Source organism: Paenibacillus sp. FSL R7-0128 (assembly GCF_038002245.1).
In the GTDB taxonomy this organism is placed as follows: Bacteria; Bacillota; Bacilli; order Paenibacillales; family Paenibacillaceae; genus Paenibacillus_AQ; species Paenibacillus_AQ silagei.
In genome coordinates this window covers 3,347,829-3,365,451 of the sequence record NZ_JBBOCD010000001.1, presented here as the reverse complement: position 1 = coordinate 3,365,451, position 17,623 = coordinate 3,347,829, and the positions used below count along the sequence as shown (strand labels likewise).

At 55.3% G+C, this 17,623-nt stretch carries 18 protein-coding genes and 1 riboswitch; of the genes, 9 read left to right on the top strand and 9 right to left on the bottom strand.

Annotated features, from left to right (window positions below; translation table 11 throughout):
• Positions 1–13: 13 nt before the first annotated feature.
• The 3 genes from NST26_RS13785 to NST26_RS13775 form a co-directional block, all read right to left on the bottom strand.
• Positions 14–682, bottom strand: coding sequence for an amino acid ABC transporter permease (locus NST26_RS13785; RefSeq protein ID WP_036729156.1), 669 nt, complete (start codon positions 680–682; stop codon positions 14–16).
• Positions 682–1,536: an amino acid ABC transporter substrate-binding protein gene (locus NST26_RS13780; RefSeq protein WP_036729159.1), complete on the bottom strand. Its 855-nt coding sequence runs from the start codon at positions 1,534–1,536 to the stop codon at positions 682–684. Before NST26_RS13780 ends, NST26_RS13785 begins: the two co-directional genes overlap by 1 nt.
• Before the next feature lie 273 nt (positions 1,537–1,809).
• Positions 1,810–3,330 (bottom strand): DHA2 family efflux MFS transporter permease subunit, encoded by a 1,521-nt coding sequence (locus tag NST26_RS13775; protein ID WP_051478322.1) that lies wholly within the window; start codon positions 3,328–3,330, stop codon positions 1,810–1,812.
• A gap of 181 nt (positions 3,331–3,511) precedes the next feature.
• Between NST26_RS13775 and NST26_RS13770 the strand changes: the two genes are divergently transcribed.
• The 8 genes from NST26_RS13770 to NST26_RS13735 all read left to right on the top strand — a co-directional run bounded on the left by NST26_RS13770 (position 3,512) and on the right by NST26_RS13735 (position 10,385).
• Positions 3,512–4,168 carry a TetR/AcrR family transcriptional regulator gene (locus tag NST26_RS13770; protein ID WP_340953376.1) on the top strand — a complete coding sequence of 219 codons (657 nt, stop codon included), beginning with the start codon at positions 3,512–3,514 and terminating at the stop codon, positions 4,166–4,168.
• Positions 4,169–4,236: 68 nt separating this feature from the next.
• Positions 4,237–4,339, top strand: a riboswitch (TPP riboswitch).
• A 130-nt stretch (positions 4,340–4,469) separates the two neighbouring features.
• The gene (locus NST26_RS13765; RefSeq protein ID WP_340953378.1) at positions 4,470–5,240 is read left to right on the top strand and encodes an ABC transporter ATP-binding protein; all 771 of its coding nucleotides are present in this window, start codon (positions 4,470–4,472) and stop codon (positions 5,238–5,240) included.
• On the top strand, positions 5,221–5,997 hold the full coding sequence (locus NST26_RS13760) for an ABC transporter permease (protein WP_340953379.1): 777 nt from the start codon (positions 5,221–5,223) through the stop codon (positions 5,995–5,997). Before NST26_RS13765 ends, NST26_RS13760 begins: the two co-directional genes overlap by 20 nt.
• Complete coding sequence (locus tag NST26_RS13755; RefSeq protein WP_340953381.1) at positions 5,994–7,079, top strand: ABC transporter substrate-binding protein; 1,086 nt, start codon at positions 5,994–5,996, stop codon at positions 7,077–7,079. The genes NST26_RS13760 and NST26_RS13755 overlap by 4 nt, the downstream gene beginning before the upstream one ends.
• A gap of 18 nt (positions 7,080–7,097) precedes the next feature.
• Entirely contained in the window at positions 7,098–7,901 is an 804-nt protein-coding gene (gene thiM / locus NST26_RS13750; RefSeq protein WP_268748477.1) for a hydroxyethylthiazole kinase, read from the top strand.
• A 23-nt stretch (positions 7,902–7,924) separates the two neighbouring features.
• Positions 7,925–8,752 (top strand): bifunctional hydroxymethylpyrimidine kinase/phosphomethylpyrimidine kinase, encoded by an 828-nt coding sequence (gene thiD / locus NST26_RS13745; protein ID WP_339256191.1) that lies wholly within the window; start codon positions 7,925–7,927, stop codon positions 8,750–8,752.
• On the top strand, positions 8,749–9,414 hold the full coding sequence (thiE, locus tag NST26_RS13740) for a thiamine phosphate synthase (protein ID WP_340953383.1): 666 nt from the start codon (positions 8,749–8,751) through the stop codon (positions 9,412–9,414). Before thiD ends, thiE begins: the two co-directional genes overlap by 4 nt.
• Positions 9,415–9,554: 140 nt before the next feature.
• Positions 9,555–10,385, top strand: a complete 831-nt coding sequence (locus NST26_RS13735) for a hypothetical protein (protein WP_340979276.1) — start codon at positions 9,555–9,557, stop codon at positions 10,383–10,385.
• Here the strand turns inward: NST26_RS13735 and NST26_RS13730 are convergent.
• Complete coding sequence (locus NST26_RS13730; RefSeq protein ID WP_340953387.1) at positions 10,336–10,908, bottom strand: GNAT family N-acetyltransferase; 573 nt, start codon at positions 10,906–10,908, stop codon at positions 10,336–10,338. The genes NST26_RS13735 and NST26_RS13730 overlap by 50 nt on opposite strands.
• Positions 10,909–11,106: 198 nt before the next feature.
• On the opposite strand from NST26_RS13730, the gene NST26_RS13725 reads away from it, so the two are divergent.
• The gene (locus tag NST26_RS13725) at positions 11,107–12,915 is read left to right on the top strand and encodes an ABC transporter ATP-binding protein (protein WP_340953388.1); all 1,809 of its coding nucleotides are present in this window, start codon (positions 11,107–11,109) and stop codon (positions 12,913–12,915) included.
• 94 nt (positions 12,916–13,009) lie between these two features.
• Here the strand turns inward: NST26_RS13725 and NST26_RS13720 are convergent, their stop codons facing one another.
• The 5 genes from NST26_RS13720 to NST26_RS13700 all read right to left on the bottom strand — a co-directional run bounded on the left by NST26_RS13720 (position 13,010) and on the right by NST26_RS13700 (position 17,608).
• A complete protein-coding gene (locus NST26_RS13720; protein WP_340953390.1) occupies positions 13,010–13,948 on the bottom strand; it encodes a hypothetical protein in 939 nt (312 codons plus the stop codon).
• Between the two features lie 94 nt (positions 13,949–14,042).
• The gene (locus tag NST26_RS13715) at positions 14,043–14,738 is read right to left on the bottom strand and encodes a pseudouridine synthase (RefSeq protein ID WP_340953391.1); all 696 of its coding nucleotides are present in this window, start codon (positions 14,736–14,738) and stop codon (positions 14,043–14,045) included.
• Between the two features lie 116 nt (positions 14,739–14,854).
• Positions 14,855–15,040, bottom strand: a complete 186-nt coding sequence (locus NST26_RS13710; protein WP_036729188.1) for a DUF3934 family protein — start codon at positions 15,038–15,040, stop codon at positions 14,855–14,857.
• A gap of 147 nt (positions 15,041–15,187) precedes the next feature.
• Positions 15,188–16,273 (bottom strand): aspartate-semialdehyde dehydrogenase, encoded by a 1,086-nt coding sequence (gene asd, locus NST26_RS13705; protein ID WP_340953392.1) that lies wholly within the window; start codon positions 16,271–16,273, stop codon positions 15,188–15,190.
• Between the two features lie 123 nt (positions 16,274–16,396).
• Positions 16,397–17,608: a VWA domain-containing protein gene (locus NST26_RS13700; protein ID WP_340958075.1), complete on the bottom strand. Its 1,212-nt coding sequence runs from the start codon at positions 17,606–17,608 to the stop codon at positions 16,397–16,399.
• Positions 17,609–17,623: the final 15 nt, after the last annotated feature.

Genomic DNA, 17,623 nt, shown 5'->3' with positions numbered 1-17,623 from the left:
TGCCTCCTTAACCTTAACTGGCCGAATACCGGTCCAGCCGCTTCTCCAAGTAATTCTGCAGCGCCGACAACACGGAACAGAACAGCAGATAGAACAACGCCGCTTCGCAATACAGCAGCAGGGGTTCATAGGATGTCGCCACAATCTGCTGGGCTTTTCGGAAAATCTCAACATAAGTAATACTGGCCGCAAGCGAAGTATCCTTGACCAGGCTAATAAAAGAATTCGATAACGGCGGAACCGACACACGGGCCGCTTGAGGCAATATCACCCGGCGCAAAGCCTGCTTCCGGCTCATTCCCACCGAGAACGCGGCCTCCCACTGGCCTTTGTGGATAGACAGGATGGCAGCCCGGACAATCTCGGAGGAGTAGGCCCCAACACTGAGCGTGAACCCGATGACAGCGGCGATGAACGGATCAAGCACAATCCCGGCAGCGGGCAGTCCATAGAAAATAATAAACAGCTGCACCAGCAGCGGCGTTCCCCGAATCACCCATACGTAGAAGCGGGCGATCAGCCGCGGAAGCCTCCAGGAGGACAGCCGGGCAAGTGCCGTAATTACAGCCAGCAGCAGGCCCAGGATGAATGATACCAGTGCTAACGGAAGGGTAAAAGCCACCCCTGCTTTGAACAGAGGCAGCAATGAATCGAGAAATATTTGTATTTGGCGGTCATCCATCATTTCGATACGTCAGTGCCGAAGTACTTCTCGGAGATCTTAAGGTAGGTTCCGTCGCTTTTCATAGCGGTCAGTGCTTCGTTCACAGCCTGCACCAGCTCGTCATTCCCTTTCAGGAAGACTGCGGCACTATGCGAGCCTTCGGCAATCTCATCCACCTGCTTGATCTTGACATCCGGCTTCTGCTTCTTCAGATCTAGGAAAGACAAGCCGTCATTGACAGTGGCGTCAATCCGTCCGGAGAGCAGCAGATCAATCGCCTGGTTGAAGCCTTCGGTAGATACGATCTCGGCACCGTTGTCTGTGGCGATTTTGCCGAGGTTGCTGGTGAGCGACTGGCCGGCTTTTTTACCCTTGAGATCAGCGAATGTCTTAATATCCTGATTATCCTCCGGCACGATCAGCACAGCCTTGGAGACAATATACGGATCAGAGAAATCATATTTCACTTTGCGCTCATCGGTGATAGAGACTTCATTGAAGATCACATCGAAGCGCTTCGCATCCATCCCGGCAAAAATCCCATCCCATTGCGTCTCAATGAACTCCGGCTTCACACCCAAGCGCTTGGTGACTTCTTCGGCGATCTCGACATCGAAGCCCGTCAGCTTGCCGTCTGCATCATGGAAGGTGAACGGTGCGTAGGTCCCTTCCGTTCCGATGCGCAGCTTGCCGCTGGCTTTGACGGCTTCCAGGCTGTTCTGCTCCCCGGAAGCTGCACCCTCTGTAGCCGCAGCCGTAGGTTCAGCCGGAGTGTTGCCGCCCGTTGCTGTCTTGTCCGTATTGTTGCTTCCGCAAGCCGCAGCCGTGACCATGGTCAGGAGCAGCATAATAGTTAGACTTAGTTTTTTCATTCGATGAATCCCCTCTCGTATCTTCTTCTCTTCAGGCACCGTAATTAGTGGCAAAATGAATCGTAACACCGGGGTGTTACCTGCGTCAATAACTTTTTCCGATTATATGCATCGGATTTATATTGTATTGATTTTCCATAGCTTAGCTTGCCCCAAATTCTGCTCCTGCATCAGGATATTCAGAACAGAAATCAACAAAAAAAAGCGACCCTCCGGCAAAAGGAGAATCGCTGCTCTATGGATGTTACAAGCTCTGCTTCTGTGTGGGCATAGCTATACGTGCATGATTTCCGGTGCCGCCTTTTCCTTGGAACGCTCAGCTCCGGAATGGCGGCCCCGGCGCAGCAGCAGTCCAAGGACCGCACCGCCAAGCGCGACAAACATCATAATGTGGAACGTGTCCGCGAAGCCCTGCGACAATACCGTCTGCTTAGCCAGCAGCAAGGCATCCTGCGAAGCGCCTGCGGTACTCTTTCCGGCAGCGGCAGCGGCCTCCTGCATCTCGGTACCGCGCGCCGTTGTTCTTGCCGTCAGAATCGTAACCAGCGTCGAGACGGCCAGCGAGGTAATCACCTGCTGCATCGAATTCGTCAGCGAGGTTACCCGGTTCACCAGATGGCTTGGCGCCTTGTTGAGCAGATGCGTATTCATCGGCATCATCATCATACCCATTCCGGCCCCGCACATGATCAGCGGAAGGATCAGGTCGCGGCTCTGCGTGGTAAGATCCACATGGGAATACTGGAATAACGCACCGGAGACCAGACTGAGACCGCAGACCACGAGCCAGCGCACACCGATCCGGTCGAACAGTATTCCGGCAATTGGCATCATCAGCCCGGAAGCGATCGCTTGCGGCAGCAGCGTCAGGCCGGTATCAAATGCGCCGAAGCCGCGGGCCTGCTGCAGAAATTGCGGGAGCAGGAATAACGCGCCATATAAGCCGAACTGGGCAATCCACTGCACGATGATCCCTGTCGTGAAATCAACGGATTTCAGAATCCGCAGCTCCAGCAGCGGTGTCTTGGAGCGCAGTTCAGCGATGACAAAAGCGATCAGCGCCACAGCGCCCAGCAGCAGCCCGATCAGCGTCTTCTCAGAGGTCCAGCTCTGCGCGCCCTGGCTGACCCCGTAAGTGAGCGAAGCAAACGCCAGCGGGCCAAGAACCATACCGAGCTTATCCATGCCGGGCACGCTGTTCTTCGCCGCATTCGGCAGCTTGCGCAGTCCGATCAGCACAGCAATGATGCCAATCGGAATATTAATGAGGAAGATCCAGCGCCAGGAATGGTATTCAACCAGCCAGCCCGACAATACCGGACCAATAGCGGGTGCGAACAGGACGGGAATGCCCATAATCCCCATGACAACGCCAACCTTACTTTTGGGAGCCAGTCTGTACACATAGGCCATCCCGACAGGGAGCACACAGCCGCCGCCAAGTCCCTGAATGACCCGGAACACAATCAGCCATTCGGCGCTGCTTGGTGTAGCGCACAGAATCGAGCCTATCGTAAACACAATTACCGCCGTCAGGAAGACCGTCTTGGCCCCGAACCGGTCAGACAGCCAGCCTGACAGCGGAATAACTGAAGCCTGAGCCAGCATATATCCGGTAACTACCCACTGCAGCGTATGCAGGTCCGTCTTGAAATCCACCACCAGCCTGGACAAGGCTACATTCATCGCCGTACTGTCCAGCACAACCATAAATACTCCGGCAATAATGGCCAGCAGCGGAACCAGAATGCTGGACAGCCGGAAATCGGCTTCCTGCTTCAAGGTCTGATCCATGTCTCTTCTCCTCCTGAGCTGTCCGCGTTCTACATTGACCTGCGGGCAGATTGTTCTATATAATGAGTGAACGGACAACTGTCCGTAAGTGCAATTCATAGTCTACGGACAATTGTCCGTTGTGTCAATTCTTTTATTTATTTTTCTGTAAATCGCTGATTTATTTCTGAAAGGGGTTCTCATGAAAAAGCCAGACACCGATGCTGCACAGCTCCCGCGCTCAGCTCCGCAAGCCAAAGAATCCGCTCCGCCCGAGTCCGCCGATCCTTATGTACAGCGGATTCTTGAAGCTGCACGCCAGTTGTTCACCGAGAGCGGACTTGAGGCAGTCAGCATGTACAGCATTGCCAAGCGGGCAGGCATAGGACAAGGCTCCCTGTACCGCCGCTTCACGGACAAGGGTGAGATCTGTTCTGCACTGCTGAAGGGCAGCGCAGATCAATTCCTGTCCGGGCTGGAGCAGCAGGTGGCTGCCAGTGCCGGTGAAGCTCCGGCTCTCGCTCAGCTGCAGAGCAGCATTGAGCAGATTGCCGATTTCATTGAGCAGTATGCCGAGCTGCTGAATATGATCAAAGCCGAGTTCACAGGTAAGAAGCAGCTGACCCAGTTTGAGCATCCTTTTTTTCAGCGGCTGGGGGTGATGATGACAGAGCTGCTGCAGCGTGCTGCGGAGGGCGATGAGATTATTGACATTGATCCTGCCTTTGCGGCCACGGCCTTAATCTCTGTTCTCAGCCCTGATCTGTACCTGTATGAGCAAAAGCGGCACCACTCCTCCAAGTTGGACATCTCCCGGGGCATCGTCACCTTGTTCGTGACCGGTCTGGCGAAGCGCTGACCGCCTGCTCTTTACAAGAGGGGAATTTGTGGTATATTAAGTAGCAATTACGAATTCAATAACACCTGTTAATTCACTAGGGGAGTCGGCCGACTGAGACGGAGCTTAAGCTCCGGACCCTTTGAACCTGATCTGGATCATACCAGCGGAGGGAAGTGGAGCAGAATGTATCAGTGGTTCCCGTCACAGGGCCGCAGCCGACTGTACCTTCCGCCCCATTCATTGCCTCCGGGAATGAATGGGGCTTTTTTGTGCTCCTCGCAGGTTCTATTTCAATCCGGGGAGGCTTGTACATAGTCTTATGATCAACATTAGCAATCTATCCTATGCTTTCGGGACCGGTTCGTCCCGGACACCCGTCTTCTCAGAGCTATCCATGAATGTGCAGCGCGGCGAATTCATTTCTGTCGTAGGCGGAAGCGGATGCGGCAAAAGCACCTTGTTCAAAATCATCGCCGGCCTGCTGGAGCCGGACAACGGCAGGATTACGCTGAACGGAGCCGAGTCCGCTACAGCAGCGAAGAGGCTGGGCAGTGTGGCCTACATGCCGCAGCAGGATCTTCTCCTGCCTTGGCGGACCGTGCTGGACAACTGTCTGCTGCCCTGGGAACTCAAGCGCAGCCGTCCCAAAGCGGCCGCCGTGGCCGAGATTCTTACCCTGCTGCAACGCTTCGGCCTAGAGGGAACCGAAGGGGCTTATCCCCAGGAGCTGTCCGGCGGGATGCGCCAGCGCGTGGCGGTCCTCCGCACCGTGGCGGCGGGGAATGACCTGCTGCTGCTCGATGAGCCGTTCGGGGCGCTCGATGCCATTACCAAGCGCTCACTGCAGCGCTGGCTGCTCGAGTTATGGGCGGAGTTGGACAAGACGGTGCTGTTCATCACCCATGATCTGGAGGAGGCTCTGCTGCTCAGTGACAGAATCTATCTAATGACGGGCAGTGGCGGCGGCGGGATGCAGGAATTCCCAGCCGGTCTCCCCCGTCCGCGCCATCACAGTCTGAACTATCTACCGCAGTTCGCCGCCCTGCGCCAGGAATTGGAGCTGAAGCTATATGAGAACCGCCGCTCCTAGAAGATTGCTCCAGCACTACGGTCCGGCTTCCCTGCTCGCCCTGCTGACGCTTGCAGTCTGGGAGACTGTAGCCCGGCTGGGCCTGGTTCCTCCCTTCATTCTTCCGGCTCCGTCTGCGGTCTGCAAGGCCTTGCTGGAGGAACGCCGCCTGTTATTCGGGGTGCATCTGCCGGCTACACTGCTTGAGGTACTCACGGGCTTCGCACTGTCTGTGGTCTGCGGCTGCCTGCTGGGAATCGCCATGCACCTGTTCAGTCCGCTGGCCAAGGCGCTGTACCCGCTGCTGATCATCAGCCAGACGGTTCCGCTGATCGCGCTCTCTCCCCTGTTCATCATGTGGTTCGGCTACACCCTATGGAGTAAGGTCGCCGTTGTCTTCCTGACTGCTTTCTTCCCGGTGGTCATCGGCACCTATGACGGCTTGTCCAAGAACACGGACGCCTACCGGGAGCTGCTGCTGACATATGGCGCGAACCGCTGGCAGATTCTCGGGAAGGTGGGCGTTCCGCTGGCCCTGCCCTCTTTTTTCTCCGGACTGAAGCTGTCGGCTGTGTACTGTGTGATCGGTGCAACCATTGGGGAATGGCTTGGAGGCAGCCAGGGGCTGGGCTATTTCAGCCGCAGAATGGCAGGGAATCTCCAGAGTGCCAAGATGTTCGCCGCTGTTGTCTTGTTATCCGTGCTCGGTATCCTGCTGTTTCTGGCTGTCGCCGCACTGGAGAAGATTATTCTGAAGAAAAGAGGACGTTATTCATGACTACTATCCGCTATTTCCGTTATCTGCACCATGTGATTTCAAGGCCAACCGTTCTACTGTCTGCTCTGCTGCTCTGTATGCTGCCCGTCCTGGCAGGCTGCACCAATACGAACAGTCCGGCGGCCTCCGGCTCTTCGGCGGGGACTACAGCCACTTCTGAAGCTGGGACTGGAGCCGAAGGCGCAGTCCATAAGCTGACGATTATGCTCGACTGGTATCCCAATGCTGTCCACTCTTTTTTGTATGCGGCAGAGGCTGAAGGCTATTTCGCTGAGGAAGGTCTGGAGGTTGATATTCAGATGCCGGCCGATACCAATGATGCGCTGAAGCTTGTTGCTGCGGGAAAGGTGGACCTGGCACTCAGTTACCAGCCGCAGGTATTGATGGCACGGGGGGAGCAGATTCCGGTCAAGTCGATTGCTGCGCTGGTGCGCCACCCGCTGAATCATCTCATGGTAGCTGCAGACAGCGGCATCACCCGCCCGGGAGAGCTGTCCGGCAAGCAAGCCGGATATTCCTCCGTCCCGTTGTATGAAGCCATGCTGAACACGATGGTCAAAAGCGACGGCGGGGACCCTTCCTCCCTCAAGCTGGTGGATGTCGGCTATGAGCTGATCCCTGCTCTCTCCACCGGACGGGTGGATGGCATTATGGGCGGGTTCATCAACCATGAACAGCTGATTCTGGAGCAGGAAGGCCATCCGGTCCGCTCTTTCAATCCTGTGGATTACGGGGTCCCGGATTATTATGAGCTGGTGCTGGTCGCCAGTGAGCAGGGACTGCAGGATTCACAGGGCTTTTATCACAAATTCGTGGATGCGATCAGAAAAGGCCAGCAGTATACTGCCGATCACCCGGATGAAGCGCTGAAGCTGCTGCTTACCCATCAGGAGGATACCGCACCGCTGGATGAAGCCATTGAGCAGCGCAGTCTGGAGATCCTGCTGCCGCTGATGGATGCCGGTTCCCAGCCCTTCGGCTATCAGGACAGCGCATCATGGGAGAAGGTGAACCAGTGGCTGAGCGAGAACGGACTGCTGGCTGCCGAAGTGGATGTTAAGAATGCTTTTATTAATTTCTAATTACATCTTTCAGGAGGAATTCATATGTCTTATCTGTCAAAAGTACGCCAGGCGAACCCGCTGGTGCATAATATCACGAATATCGTAGTTGCTAACTTCACAGCTAATGGGCTTCTGGCCCTGGGAGCTTCGCCGTTCATGGCCGATGCCATTGAAGAAGTAGCGGATGTCGCCGCCATGTCCGGCGCGGTTGTGCTGAACATCGGTACACTGAATGAAGCTGCCATTGCTTCCATGATCGAGGCCGGAAAGGCTGCGAACCGCCACCATGTACCGCTCGTGCTTGATCCCGTTGGAGCCGGTGCTACCGCCTACCGCACGGATGTTACAGCTAAGCTGCTCAGTGAGCTACAGCTTACTGCGCTGCGCGGCAATGTGGCCGAGGTTGCCAATGTGGCCGGGGAGAGCTGGGCTAGCAAAGGCGTGGATGCCGGAGCAGGCGAGGGCGATGTAGTAGCTCTAGCCATTAAAGCAGCGCAGAAGCTGAACTGTGTCGTAATTATCACCGGCAAGGAAGACATCATCACAGATGGCAAGCGCACTTATATCGCCAGCAACGGGCACTCCATCCTGACCCGGGTGACCGGAACCGGCTGTCTGCTCAGTGCGGTGGTGGGTGCATTTCTTGCCGTAAGCGGCGGGGAGGTGCTTGAGGCGGCTGCCGAGGCCCTCTCCTTCTACGGCGTGGCAGCAGAGCTTGCCGCTGAGGCGGCTGAAGCCCAAGGTCCGGGCAGCTTCCAGATTGGGTTCCTGAATCAATTGTCACTAGTTACCCCGGAGCAATACAGCAGCCGCTCACGGCTGAAGCTGCTCGAAGCCTAAAACGCCGCAAAGGAGGGGAAAAGATGACTAGCATACGCAAAGCGTTGACCATTGCCGGCTCTGACAGCGGCGGCGGGGCCGGGATTCAGGCGGATTTGAAGACGTTTCAGGAGCTGGGGGTGTACGGCATGTCTGCACTTACTGCACTCACCGCCCAGAACACACTAGGTGTCCAGGGGGTCTATCCGATGGAGCCTGAGACCGTTGCAGCCCAGTTAGATTCGATCGGCAGTGATCTGCCGCCGGATGCCATTAAGACAGGGATGCTGTTCAGCAGTGACATTATCCGTGTGGTTGCCAGTAAAGTGCAGCAGTACGGCTGGCAGCAGAAGCTGGTGATCGATCCGGTCATGGTCGCCAAGGGCGGCTCACAGCTGCTGCTCCAGGAGGCAGTACAGGCGCTGATTACAAGCCTGCTTCCTCTCTCGCTTGCCATCACCCCCAATCTTCCAGAAGCAGAGATGTTGACAGGTATGAAGATTGAGAGCCGGGAAGACCGGGAACAGGCGGCAAGACTGCTTCATCAGATGGGACCCGAGTACATTATCTTGAAAGGCGGACATGACTCCTCAGGAGATGAGGCCGTGGATCTGCTCTATGACGGACGGGAATTCCAGTATATGTCCAGCCCGCGGATTGCGACGAAGCATACTCACGGAACCGGTTGTACCTTCTCGGCTGCGGTGACGGCGGGTCTTGCGCTGGGCCGCTCCATGCCTGAAGCCGTCCATACCGCCAAGGCCTTCATTCAAGCGGCGATTGAGGATAGTCTAAATATCGGGGCCGGGCAGGGGCCGACAAATCATTTTGCTTATGGGAACCGGATGAGATCAAGGGGGATACCGCTATGACACGGATAGATAGCGAGGATATGCGCAGACTGCTGAAGCTGTACTTCATTATGGGCAGTGTGAACTGCCGCCAATCACCCGAGGACACTTTAACCGCTGCTGCTGCTGGGGGCATCACTCTGTTCCAATTCCGGGAAAAGGGTCCCGCTGCGCTCAAGGGTGCCGCACTGCTCCGTCTAGGGCAACAGCTCCGGCAGATCTGCCGGGCCTATAACATCCCGTTCATCGTGAACGATGATCTAGAGCTTGCCGCTGCGCTGGATGCCGATGGCATTCATGTCGGCCAGGATGATCTGCCTGCCAGGCTGATCCGGGAACAGCTCGGTGAGCATAAGATCATCGGAGTCTCCGCACATAATCTGACGGAAGCCCGGCAGGCTATCGCGGACGGCGCCGATTATCTCGGAGTCGGTCCTGTCTATCCTACTTCGTCCAAGGATGATGCCCAGGCCGTCCGGGGAACTACTGTCATTGAAGAGCTAAAACGAAGCGGCCTGAGCATTCCTGTGGTGGGAATCGGCGGCATCACCCTGGAGAATGCCCCACCGGTCATCCGGGCGGGTGCGGATGGTCTCTCCATCATCTCGGCCATTGCCGGAGCTGAGGATATACGCAAGACCACGCGTAGGTTCGCGCAGCTCGTCACTGCTCCTTCTTCATAATTTCAAACCAGGCACGCTGCGGGTGGAACGATGCTGGTGGAACGATGCGGGTGCCTCATGCCACGCATAGGGTGTACCTCACTTTTCCACCCGTCTCTTTGTGGCGACATATAACGTTAACCAGGGCGCCCAGTCCAATTATGATCGGTTTTTCGATTACATTCGGCTTACGTGGCGCGCCCAATCCAAATATGATCGGTTTTCCGATTACATTCGGCCTACGCGGCGCTCCCAATCCAATTATAATCGGTTTTTCGACTACATTCGGCTTACGTGGCGCTCCCTGTCCAATTATGATCGGTTTTTCGATTACATTCGGCTTACGTGGCGCGCCCTGTCCAATTATGATCGGTTTTTCGATTACATTCGGCCTACGCGGCGCATCCTGTCCAATTATGATGGGTTTTTCGATTACATTCGGCTTACGTGGCGCGCCCAATCCAAATATGATCGGTTTTCCGAATACATTCGGCCTACGCGGCGCATCCTGTCCAATTATGATCGGTTTTTCGATTACATTCGGCTTACGTGGCGCGCCCAATCCAAATATGATCGGTTTTCCGATTACATTCGGCCTACGCGGCGCTCCCAATCCAATTATGATCGGTTTTTCGACTACATTCGGCTTACGTGGCGCTCCCTGTCCAATTATGATCGGTTTTTCGATTACATTCGGCTTACGTGGCGCGCCCAATCCAAATATGATCGGTTTTTCGATTACATTCGGCCTACGCGGCGCTCCCAATCCAATTATGATCGGTTTTCCGATTACATTCGGCTTACGTGGCGCTCCCAATCCAATTATGATCGGTTTTTCGATTACATTCGGCTTACGTGGCGCTCCCAATCCAATTATGATCGGTTTTTCGATTACATTCGGCCTACGCGGCGCGCCCAGTCCAATTGTGTTCGGTTTTTCGATTACATTTGGCTTACGCTACCCCCTCTATCCCCGCGTAATCTGCCCATAACAATAGTAGAATAGAATTGTCCGTCTGCCAGCCGCTTATCTCTGCGCAGGACACCCTCGACCTCGAAGCCAAGGCTCTCATAGAGCCGGATCCCCTTGTCATTCCTCTCCAGAACCTTCAAGCTCAGCTTATCCAGACTGATGGTATCCGCCCAGCCGATAGACTGCTCCAGCAGGCTCCTGCCGATTCCATATCCCCAGAATTCCTGCAGCACCCCGACTCCGAACTCGGCCTGATGGGCCAGCCTGCGAAGCGGACTTCCTTCACATCTGGCGAAGCCCGCCAGCCTGTCCTGAACCTCGGCAACCAGGAACAGGTTCGTGCCGCTGGCCATATCCGCCGCTATAAGCGACCGGAAGCCCTCCGGGCCGATGAATGCTTCCCCCTGAACCCGGTCTAAATTCTCCGTCTCCCCGTCGATCTTCAGCCTCAGCGCTGATAACTGATGGGCATCCTGCGGTACGGCGGATCTCACCGTGTATCGGAGCCCTTTATTTTCATATCCCTGTGCAACAATAATCATTCTGCTTCTCCCCTCCCAAGCTTAAGGCTGCAATCTCGTTCTCCACTTCATTCCGGCTTATCCAGTTTAGCATTTACTTCCGTAAAATCCAGGCGTATAATGCCCATGACAGACATGTTTCAGGATTTTTTTTACATATATAGTATCCCTAAAATTCAAGCAAAGCTGGTGACCCTATTGTCGAGAGGCTTCAGAGCCATGGGACCCGGAGGAGGCTTCGGGCATGGCAAATTAAAGTTCGATGAGGAGGAGGCGAAGCCGGATATATCCAAAGCCCTGCTATTACGCATCGTCAAATATTTCGTCCCATACTGGAAGCAGACGCTGCTGGTGATGACCGTGCTGTGCATCTCCGCAGTGCTGGGGCTGCTCCCTCCTATCCTGATTCAGCAGATCATTGACCGGGCGCTCCCGGACAAGAATCTGCAGCTGCTCTTCCTGCTGGTTGCCGCCTCGCTGGCTACAACGGTTGTGTCAGGACTGCTCGGCGTGCTGCAGAATTATTTGAACTCTTTTATCTCCCAGAATATTGTCCATGATATGAAAAACCAAATGTACCGCCATCTGCAGAGCATGCCGCTGCAGTTCTACTCAGGCGTCAAGCAAGGCGAGGTCATCACCCGGATGACCAGTGACATTGCCGGAATTCAGGGCGTCTTCAACAGCACCATCGTCAATTGTGCCAGCAATCTGTTCATTCTGATCTCCACGGCGGTAACCCTGTTCATCATGAACTGGAAGCTTGCGCTGCTAGGCATCCTGGTCATTCCCTTATTCATCGTGCCGACCCGCAAAATGGGCAATGTGCGCTGGAAGCTGGCCAAAGAGACGCAGGAGAAGATCTCGGAGCAGAATCAGATCATTGAAGAGACGCTCAGCCTCAGCGGGTACATGCTTATGAAGCTGTTCACCAGAGAGGACACCGCGCTGGCAAGCTTTCAGACCGTAAACGCCCAGGCGACACGGCTGCAGATCCGCGAATCAATGGCCGGCCGCTGGTTTATGCTGGTCCTTACCACCTTCACCAGTATCGGGCCGATGCTGATTTATCTGTACGGGGGTTATTTATTCATCCAGGGAGAGCTAAGCATTGGAGCAATTATCACCTTCGTGGCACTGCTGAGCAGATTGTATATTCCGGTTATGCAGATGACCAATCTCTATGTGGATGTGAACCGTTCGGTGGCGCTGTTTGAACGGATTTTTGACTATTTTGATATGGACCCGCTGATTGTGGATGCTAAGCTGGCTCTTCCAAGCCGGGTTGAGGGACAAGACATCGTCTTCGAGCAGGTGAATTTCGCCTACGCCCCGGACAAGCCCGCGCTGAGCGGGATCTCCTTCACGGCAGCCGCCGGATCACTGACTGCCCTGGTCGGACCCAGCGGAGCAGGCAAAACCACCATTACCAACCTGATTCCCCGGCTCTATGAGCTGGATTCAGGCGTGATCCGTATCGGCGGCAAGGACATCCGCGAGTTCACGCTGCATTCGCTTCGCTCGCAGATTGGCCTAGTCACCCAGGACACGTACCTGTTCAACGGGACGATCCGCGAGAATCTGCTCTATGCCAACGCTGAAGCCACGGAAGCCGAGCTGACGGCCGCCTGCGAAGCTGCTTTTATTCATGATTTCATTCTGAAGCTGCCTGAGGGCTACAACACGGTTGTCGGCAACCGGGGAATCAAGCTGTCCGGCGGTGAAAAGCAGCGGATGTCCATCGCGCGCGTGCTGCTCAAGAATCCGCCCATCATCATTATGGACGAGGCCACCTCGTCGATGGACACGGTATCGGAATATTACATCCAGCAAGCCATGCAAGAATTGCTGCGCGGCAAGACCAGCATGGTCATCGCCCATCGTCTCTCTACCATCATGGCAGCCGACAATATTCTGGTTGTTCAGGACGGCAGGATTGTGGAGTCGGGGCAGCACGCTTCCCTGCTGGCTGTGAATGGGGTATACCGGGATTTGTACAACAAGCAGTTTCAGCGGGAAGATTCATAAGCCAACAGGTTCAGTCACACGTGAAAAAGAGATTCCCGGAGCAGCCTCACCTGCCCCGGGAATCTCTCCTCTTCTTGTCCGCGATCAGCGCGGCCTACCTCGTAGTACGCAGCGGCTTCAGCTTGTCCATCCAGCCGCTGATTTGTTCTGCCGTCTCCGTGCTGCGCAGCAGCCGTTGATATTCGTCCACATACCCGCCGTCACCGGCAAGCTGTCCGGCCCACTCATGGAACTCTTCGAACCGTGTCAGTGCGATACTGCGCTTCCCGAGAATCAGGTAGGCGTTCAACAGCTGCTCTAACGTCTGCTCGGACGGATTGTTTTTATACTCCTGCTCACTGAGCTGAAGCTGATCTACCGCATATTGCTTGGTTAGCAGCTTATCCGGCACATAATTCGTCCCTTCCAGCTGGTAGATGCCCATCAGCGCCGGACCCAGGGGGGATTGACCCGGATAAGGGCTGGCCAGCAGATCCTCGCTCCCGTCCTGATCCACATCCTCATAATTCACGCTGAACAGATCGTTAACCGTTACCTGCATCGTTCCGTCGATCTCTTCGACTACAATAGACGCGTACGCGGGACGGTTGTCCATCAGACTGAACAAGAAGGTATTCCGGTTGTTCTGCACCACGGCTTCAGCCCAGAGCTGCTCCTCCTCATTCCAAATGCCGCCGCCTTCCAGGGTAAGCCCGGCCTTCTTGCTGTCAAAGACCATTTTGCCCTCCTTAACGATGGCGAACTGTGTATAGCTGAACTCTCCCTTATTCCAGTAATACACCTGAAAAATCTGCCCGTTCAACTGAACCGCATCCATATGTACGAATCCCGAATACTCATCTGCAATCTCAGGGGACACTTCCGCGAGCGCTGCGGCAGCCGCGTCTTCCTCCTGATGCCCTCCAGGTGCTGCTGAGAGATCCGCTGCCGGGGAAGCGGCTGGCGCTGCAGACGGATCTGCTGATCTGCCATCCCCTGTTCTTGAGCAACCCGCTATGATCGCTAAGGCTATCAATAAGCTAATAATCCGCATGTAATCCTCCTAAATGTCGTGTCGTGGTAGCATGACTTCCTGTATACCTGTCCGGGAGCCCGCTTCGGAAGCCGTACTGGTATGTGAGTTGCCCCTAATCTTCCAGTCTGGCATGAAGCTCTGCGAGCTCTTCCTCCGTCAGCCGTCTCCACTGCCCTTGCGGAAGACCACTGAGCGTGATATGCATAATCCGTATGCGCTCCAGGCGGAGCACACGGTAGCCCAGCGCCTTGCACATCCGGCGGATCTGCAGATTCAGCCCTTGGGTCAGAATAATCATGAACTCCTGATCCGAGATCCGCCGGGTGAGGCATGGCTTGGTCCGGGTCTCCAGAATATCTACACCCGCTGACATCTCCGCCAAAAAGTCTTCCGTGACCGGCTTATCCACGCTCACCCGGTATTCCTTCTCATGACTATGCTCGGAACGCATCATCCGGTTGACAATCGACCCGTCATTGGTCATCAGAATCAGCCCTTCCGAGTGCTTGTCCAATCTGCCGACGGCAAAAATCCGGGAGGGATAGTTGATATAATCTACGATATTCCCTTCCACATGCCGGGCGGCTGTACAGGTAATGCCTACCGGCTTGTTCAGCGCCAGGTAGACCCGCTCCTCCCGGTCTGGAGTCACGGTAATTCCGTCTACAGCTACCGTATCTCCAGGCTCCACGCTTGCTCCAGGCGTACAGACCTTCCCGTTAATCGTGATCCTTCCGGCGGCAATCAGCCGGTTCGTCTCTCTGCGCGGATAGACACCGGTCTCACTGATGTATTTGTTAATTCTCATGAAGTACCCGCTTTCAGGTCCTACATATGAAAGAACACCTGATTCACATAGCCATCAGATGTTGCCTCCAACCTATAACCCTTATATTTGGTAATTATCAATGGGCAGATGTCCGCTTATTTAGCGCCTCCGGTTTTGTTGCTGCCGCTGCTGCTCTTAGCCGGTTTGGCTCCTTTGGCACCTGGGCTTCCGGGAGGGCCGCTTCGGGCCGGCTTCACGGGTTTTGCCGTCTTATTCCAGCGGGTCCAGCCCTTGCTGCCTGTTCCTCTGCCTGTGCCGCCGCCTTTACTTTTTGCCACAATATCACTCCGTCAATATTCAGTTTTCGTCGTACATTACTCTATCTTACCATTATTTCGGGCGGATTGTCAGGTCCAACTGCAAACAGCCTGCGCGGAGAGCCTCCGGCAGGCTGCATAACAGGTATCTATCCAAGAGCATAAAGTGGCTTATTTAGGCTGAATATATCCTTCGGCCTTAAGCAATTCGGCGATCAGTACCGCACCGCCGGCAGCGCCTCTCACCGTATTGTGGGACAGGCTGACGAATTTGTAATCGTACAGTGAATCCTCGCGCAGGCGTCCTGCGGAGATGCCCATGCCGTTCTCAATATCGCGGTCCAGACGGGTCTGCGGACGGTTCTCTTCCTCAAAATACGTGATGAACTGCTTAGGAGCACTCGGCAGACCGAGCTCCTGCGGACGCCCCTGGAAGCTGTTCCAGCGTTCCAGAATCTCCTCGCGGGAAGGCTTCTGCTCAAAGGAAACAAAGACAGCCGCCATATGGCCGTCAGCCACAGGTACACGAATACACTGTGTGGTGATTACCGGCTGCTCGCTTGGTACGATCCCTTCACTGGTTACCTTACCCCAGATCCGGAGCGGCTCCTGCTCGCTCTTTTCTTCTTCCCCGCCAATGAAAGGAATCACGTTATCTACCATATCCGGCCAGTCCGCGAAGGTCTTGCCTGCACCTGAAATCGCCTGATAAGTGGTTACAACCACCTTAGAAGGCTTGAACTCATGAAGTGCATTCAGAGTAGGCATATAGCTCTGAATGGAACAGTTCGGTTTCACGGCGATGAAGCCGGTCTCTGTCCCCAGACGTTTGCGCTGCTGGGCGATAACCTCCAGATGCTCCGGGTTAATCTCGGGAATCACCATCGGAACATCAGGTGTCCAGCGGTGTGCCGAATTGTTGGAGATCACCGGAGTTCCGGTACGCGCATAAGCTTCTTCCAGCGCCTTGATCTCTTCCTTCTTCATATCTACGGCGCAGAAGATCAGATCCACATCCGCTGCCACTTCCTCTACCTTGGAGGCGTCTTGAACCATAATGCCTTTGACTGCTTCCGGCATAGGGGTGGAGAGCTTCCATCTGCCTTGAACAGACTCCTCATAGGACTTGCCGGCTGAATTCGCGCTCGCCGCAATCGCCGTTACCTGAAACCATGGATGATTCTCCAAAAGTGCAATGAAACGCTGGCCGACCATACCGGTACCGCCAACAATACCCGCTCTGAGCTTCCTCGACATAAGAAATTCATTTCCTTTCAAGCAGCGCCTAGCGAAAGGTGCTTTTTAATAACCGATTATAAATGATAGCGGCATGTTACACAATATGTGATTATAAAGTAAGTGTTTCCTCTTCTAATTAAATTACCGCGTCATCCCCAGCCGCTTCGCCAATTCACCCAGCTCCTGGCCTTTCAGCGCCCCTTCCACCAGGACAGGCAACAGTGCCGGAGTACAGGCGAAGCAAGGGGTTCCGTCACGGGCGAGCTGAGCGGCAAGCCGTTCATCATAGGAAGGCTTACCCTCATCGGAGAGGGCCAGCAGCGTCATCGTCCGCACCCCGGATTCCCGCAGCTCGCGCATCCGCCGGACCAGACCGGCCTGATTACCGTTCTCATACAGATCCGATACGATAATGAACAGCGTCTTCTTCGGCTCCTCGATGAACTGCTCGCAATACTTCACCGACTTATGAATATCCGTGCCGCCCCCGAGCTGGATGCCGAAGAGCATGTCAACAGGATCATTCGCACATTGCTCCGTCAAGTCTACCACCTCGGTGTCAAAAGCAACGACACGCGTGTTCAGCGCCGGGATACTGGCGAAGATCGAGCCGATCACCGACGCCCAGATCACAGAGCTGGCCATCGAGCCGCTCTGGTCAATATCCACAATGACCGTCCATTCCTTGCTGCGGCGGGCCCGGTCGAAATAGAAGAAGCGCTCGGGGATAATCATCCGCCGCTCCGCATCGTAGTGCTTCAGATTGCGCTCGATCGTCCGTTTCCAGTCCAGCCCGCTTAGTGAAGGCAATGGGGAATGCTGCCGCTTGTTAAGCGCTCCGGTAACCGCACGGCGGATATCGGTCTCCAGCAGCTTGACCAGCTCATCCACAAGCGCCTGGACCAGCATCCTTGCGGTTTCTTTGGTTTTCTCCGGGATTTTGCCCTTGAGTGCCAGCAGCGTACCCACCAGCTGGATATCAGGCTTCACTGCCGCCAGCAGCTCCGGCTCGAAGAGCAGCTGCTTCCAGCCCTTACGCTCCATCGCATCCGTCTGAATGACCGAGACCACATCCTCCGGGAAGAAATTCCGCACATCTCCGAGCCACTTGGACAGGTTAATCGCAGCATGTCCCGAGCCTGCACCTCTGCCCTTCGATGCGGCAGCGGCACTCCCTTCTGCCTTGCCTGCGCCTGTCTCATTATAGATAGCCGCCAGTGCCGCATCCATAATCAGCTCTTCCTCACTTAGCGTCCGGCCGCTGCCTTGGCCATAGCCAGGCAAGGCCTCTTCCGCTTCCTGCCCCAGAATCAGCCGCCAGCGTGTAAGGGCGCCGTTCAGATTATCCTCCATCAGCTCTTCCTTCAG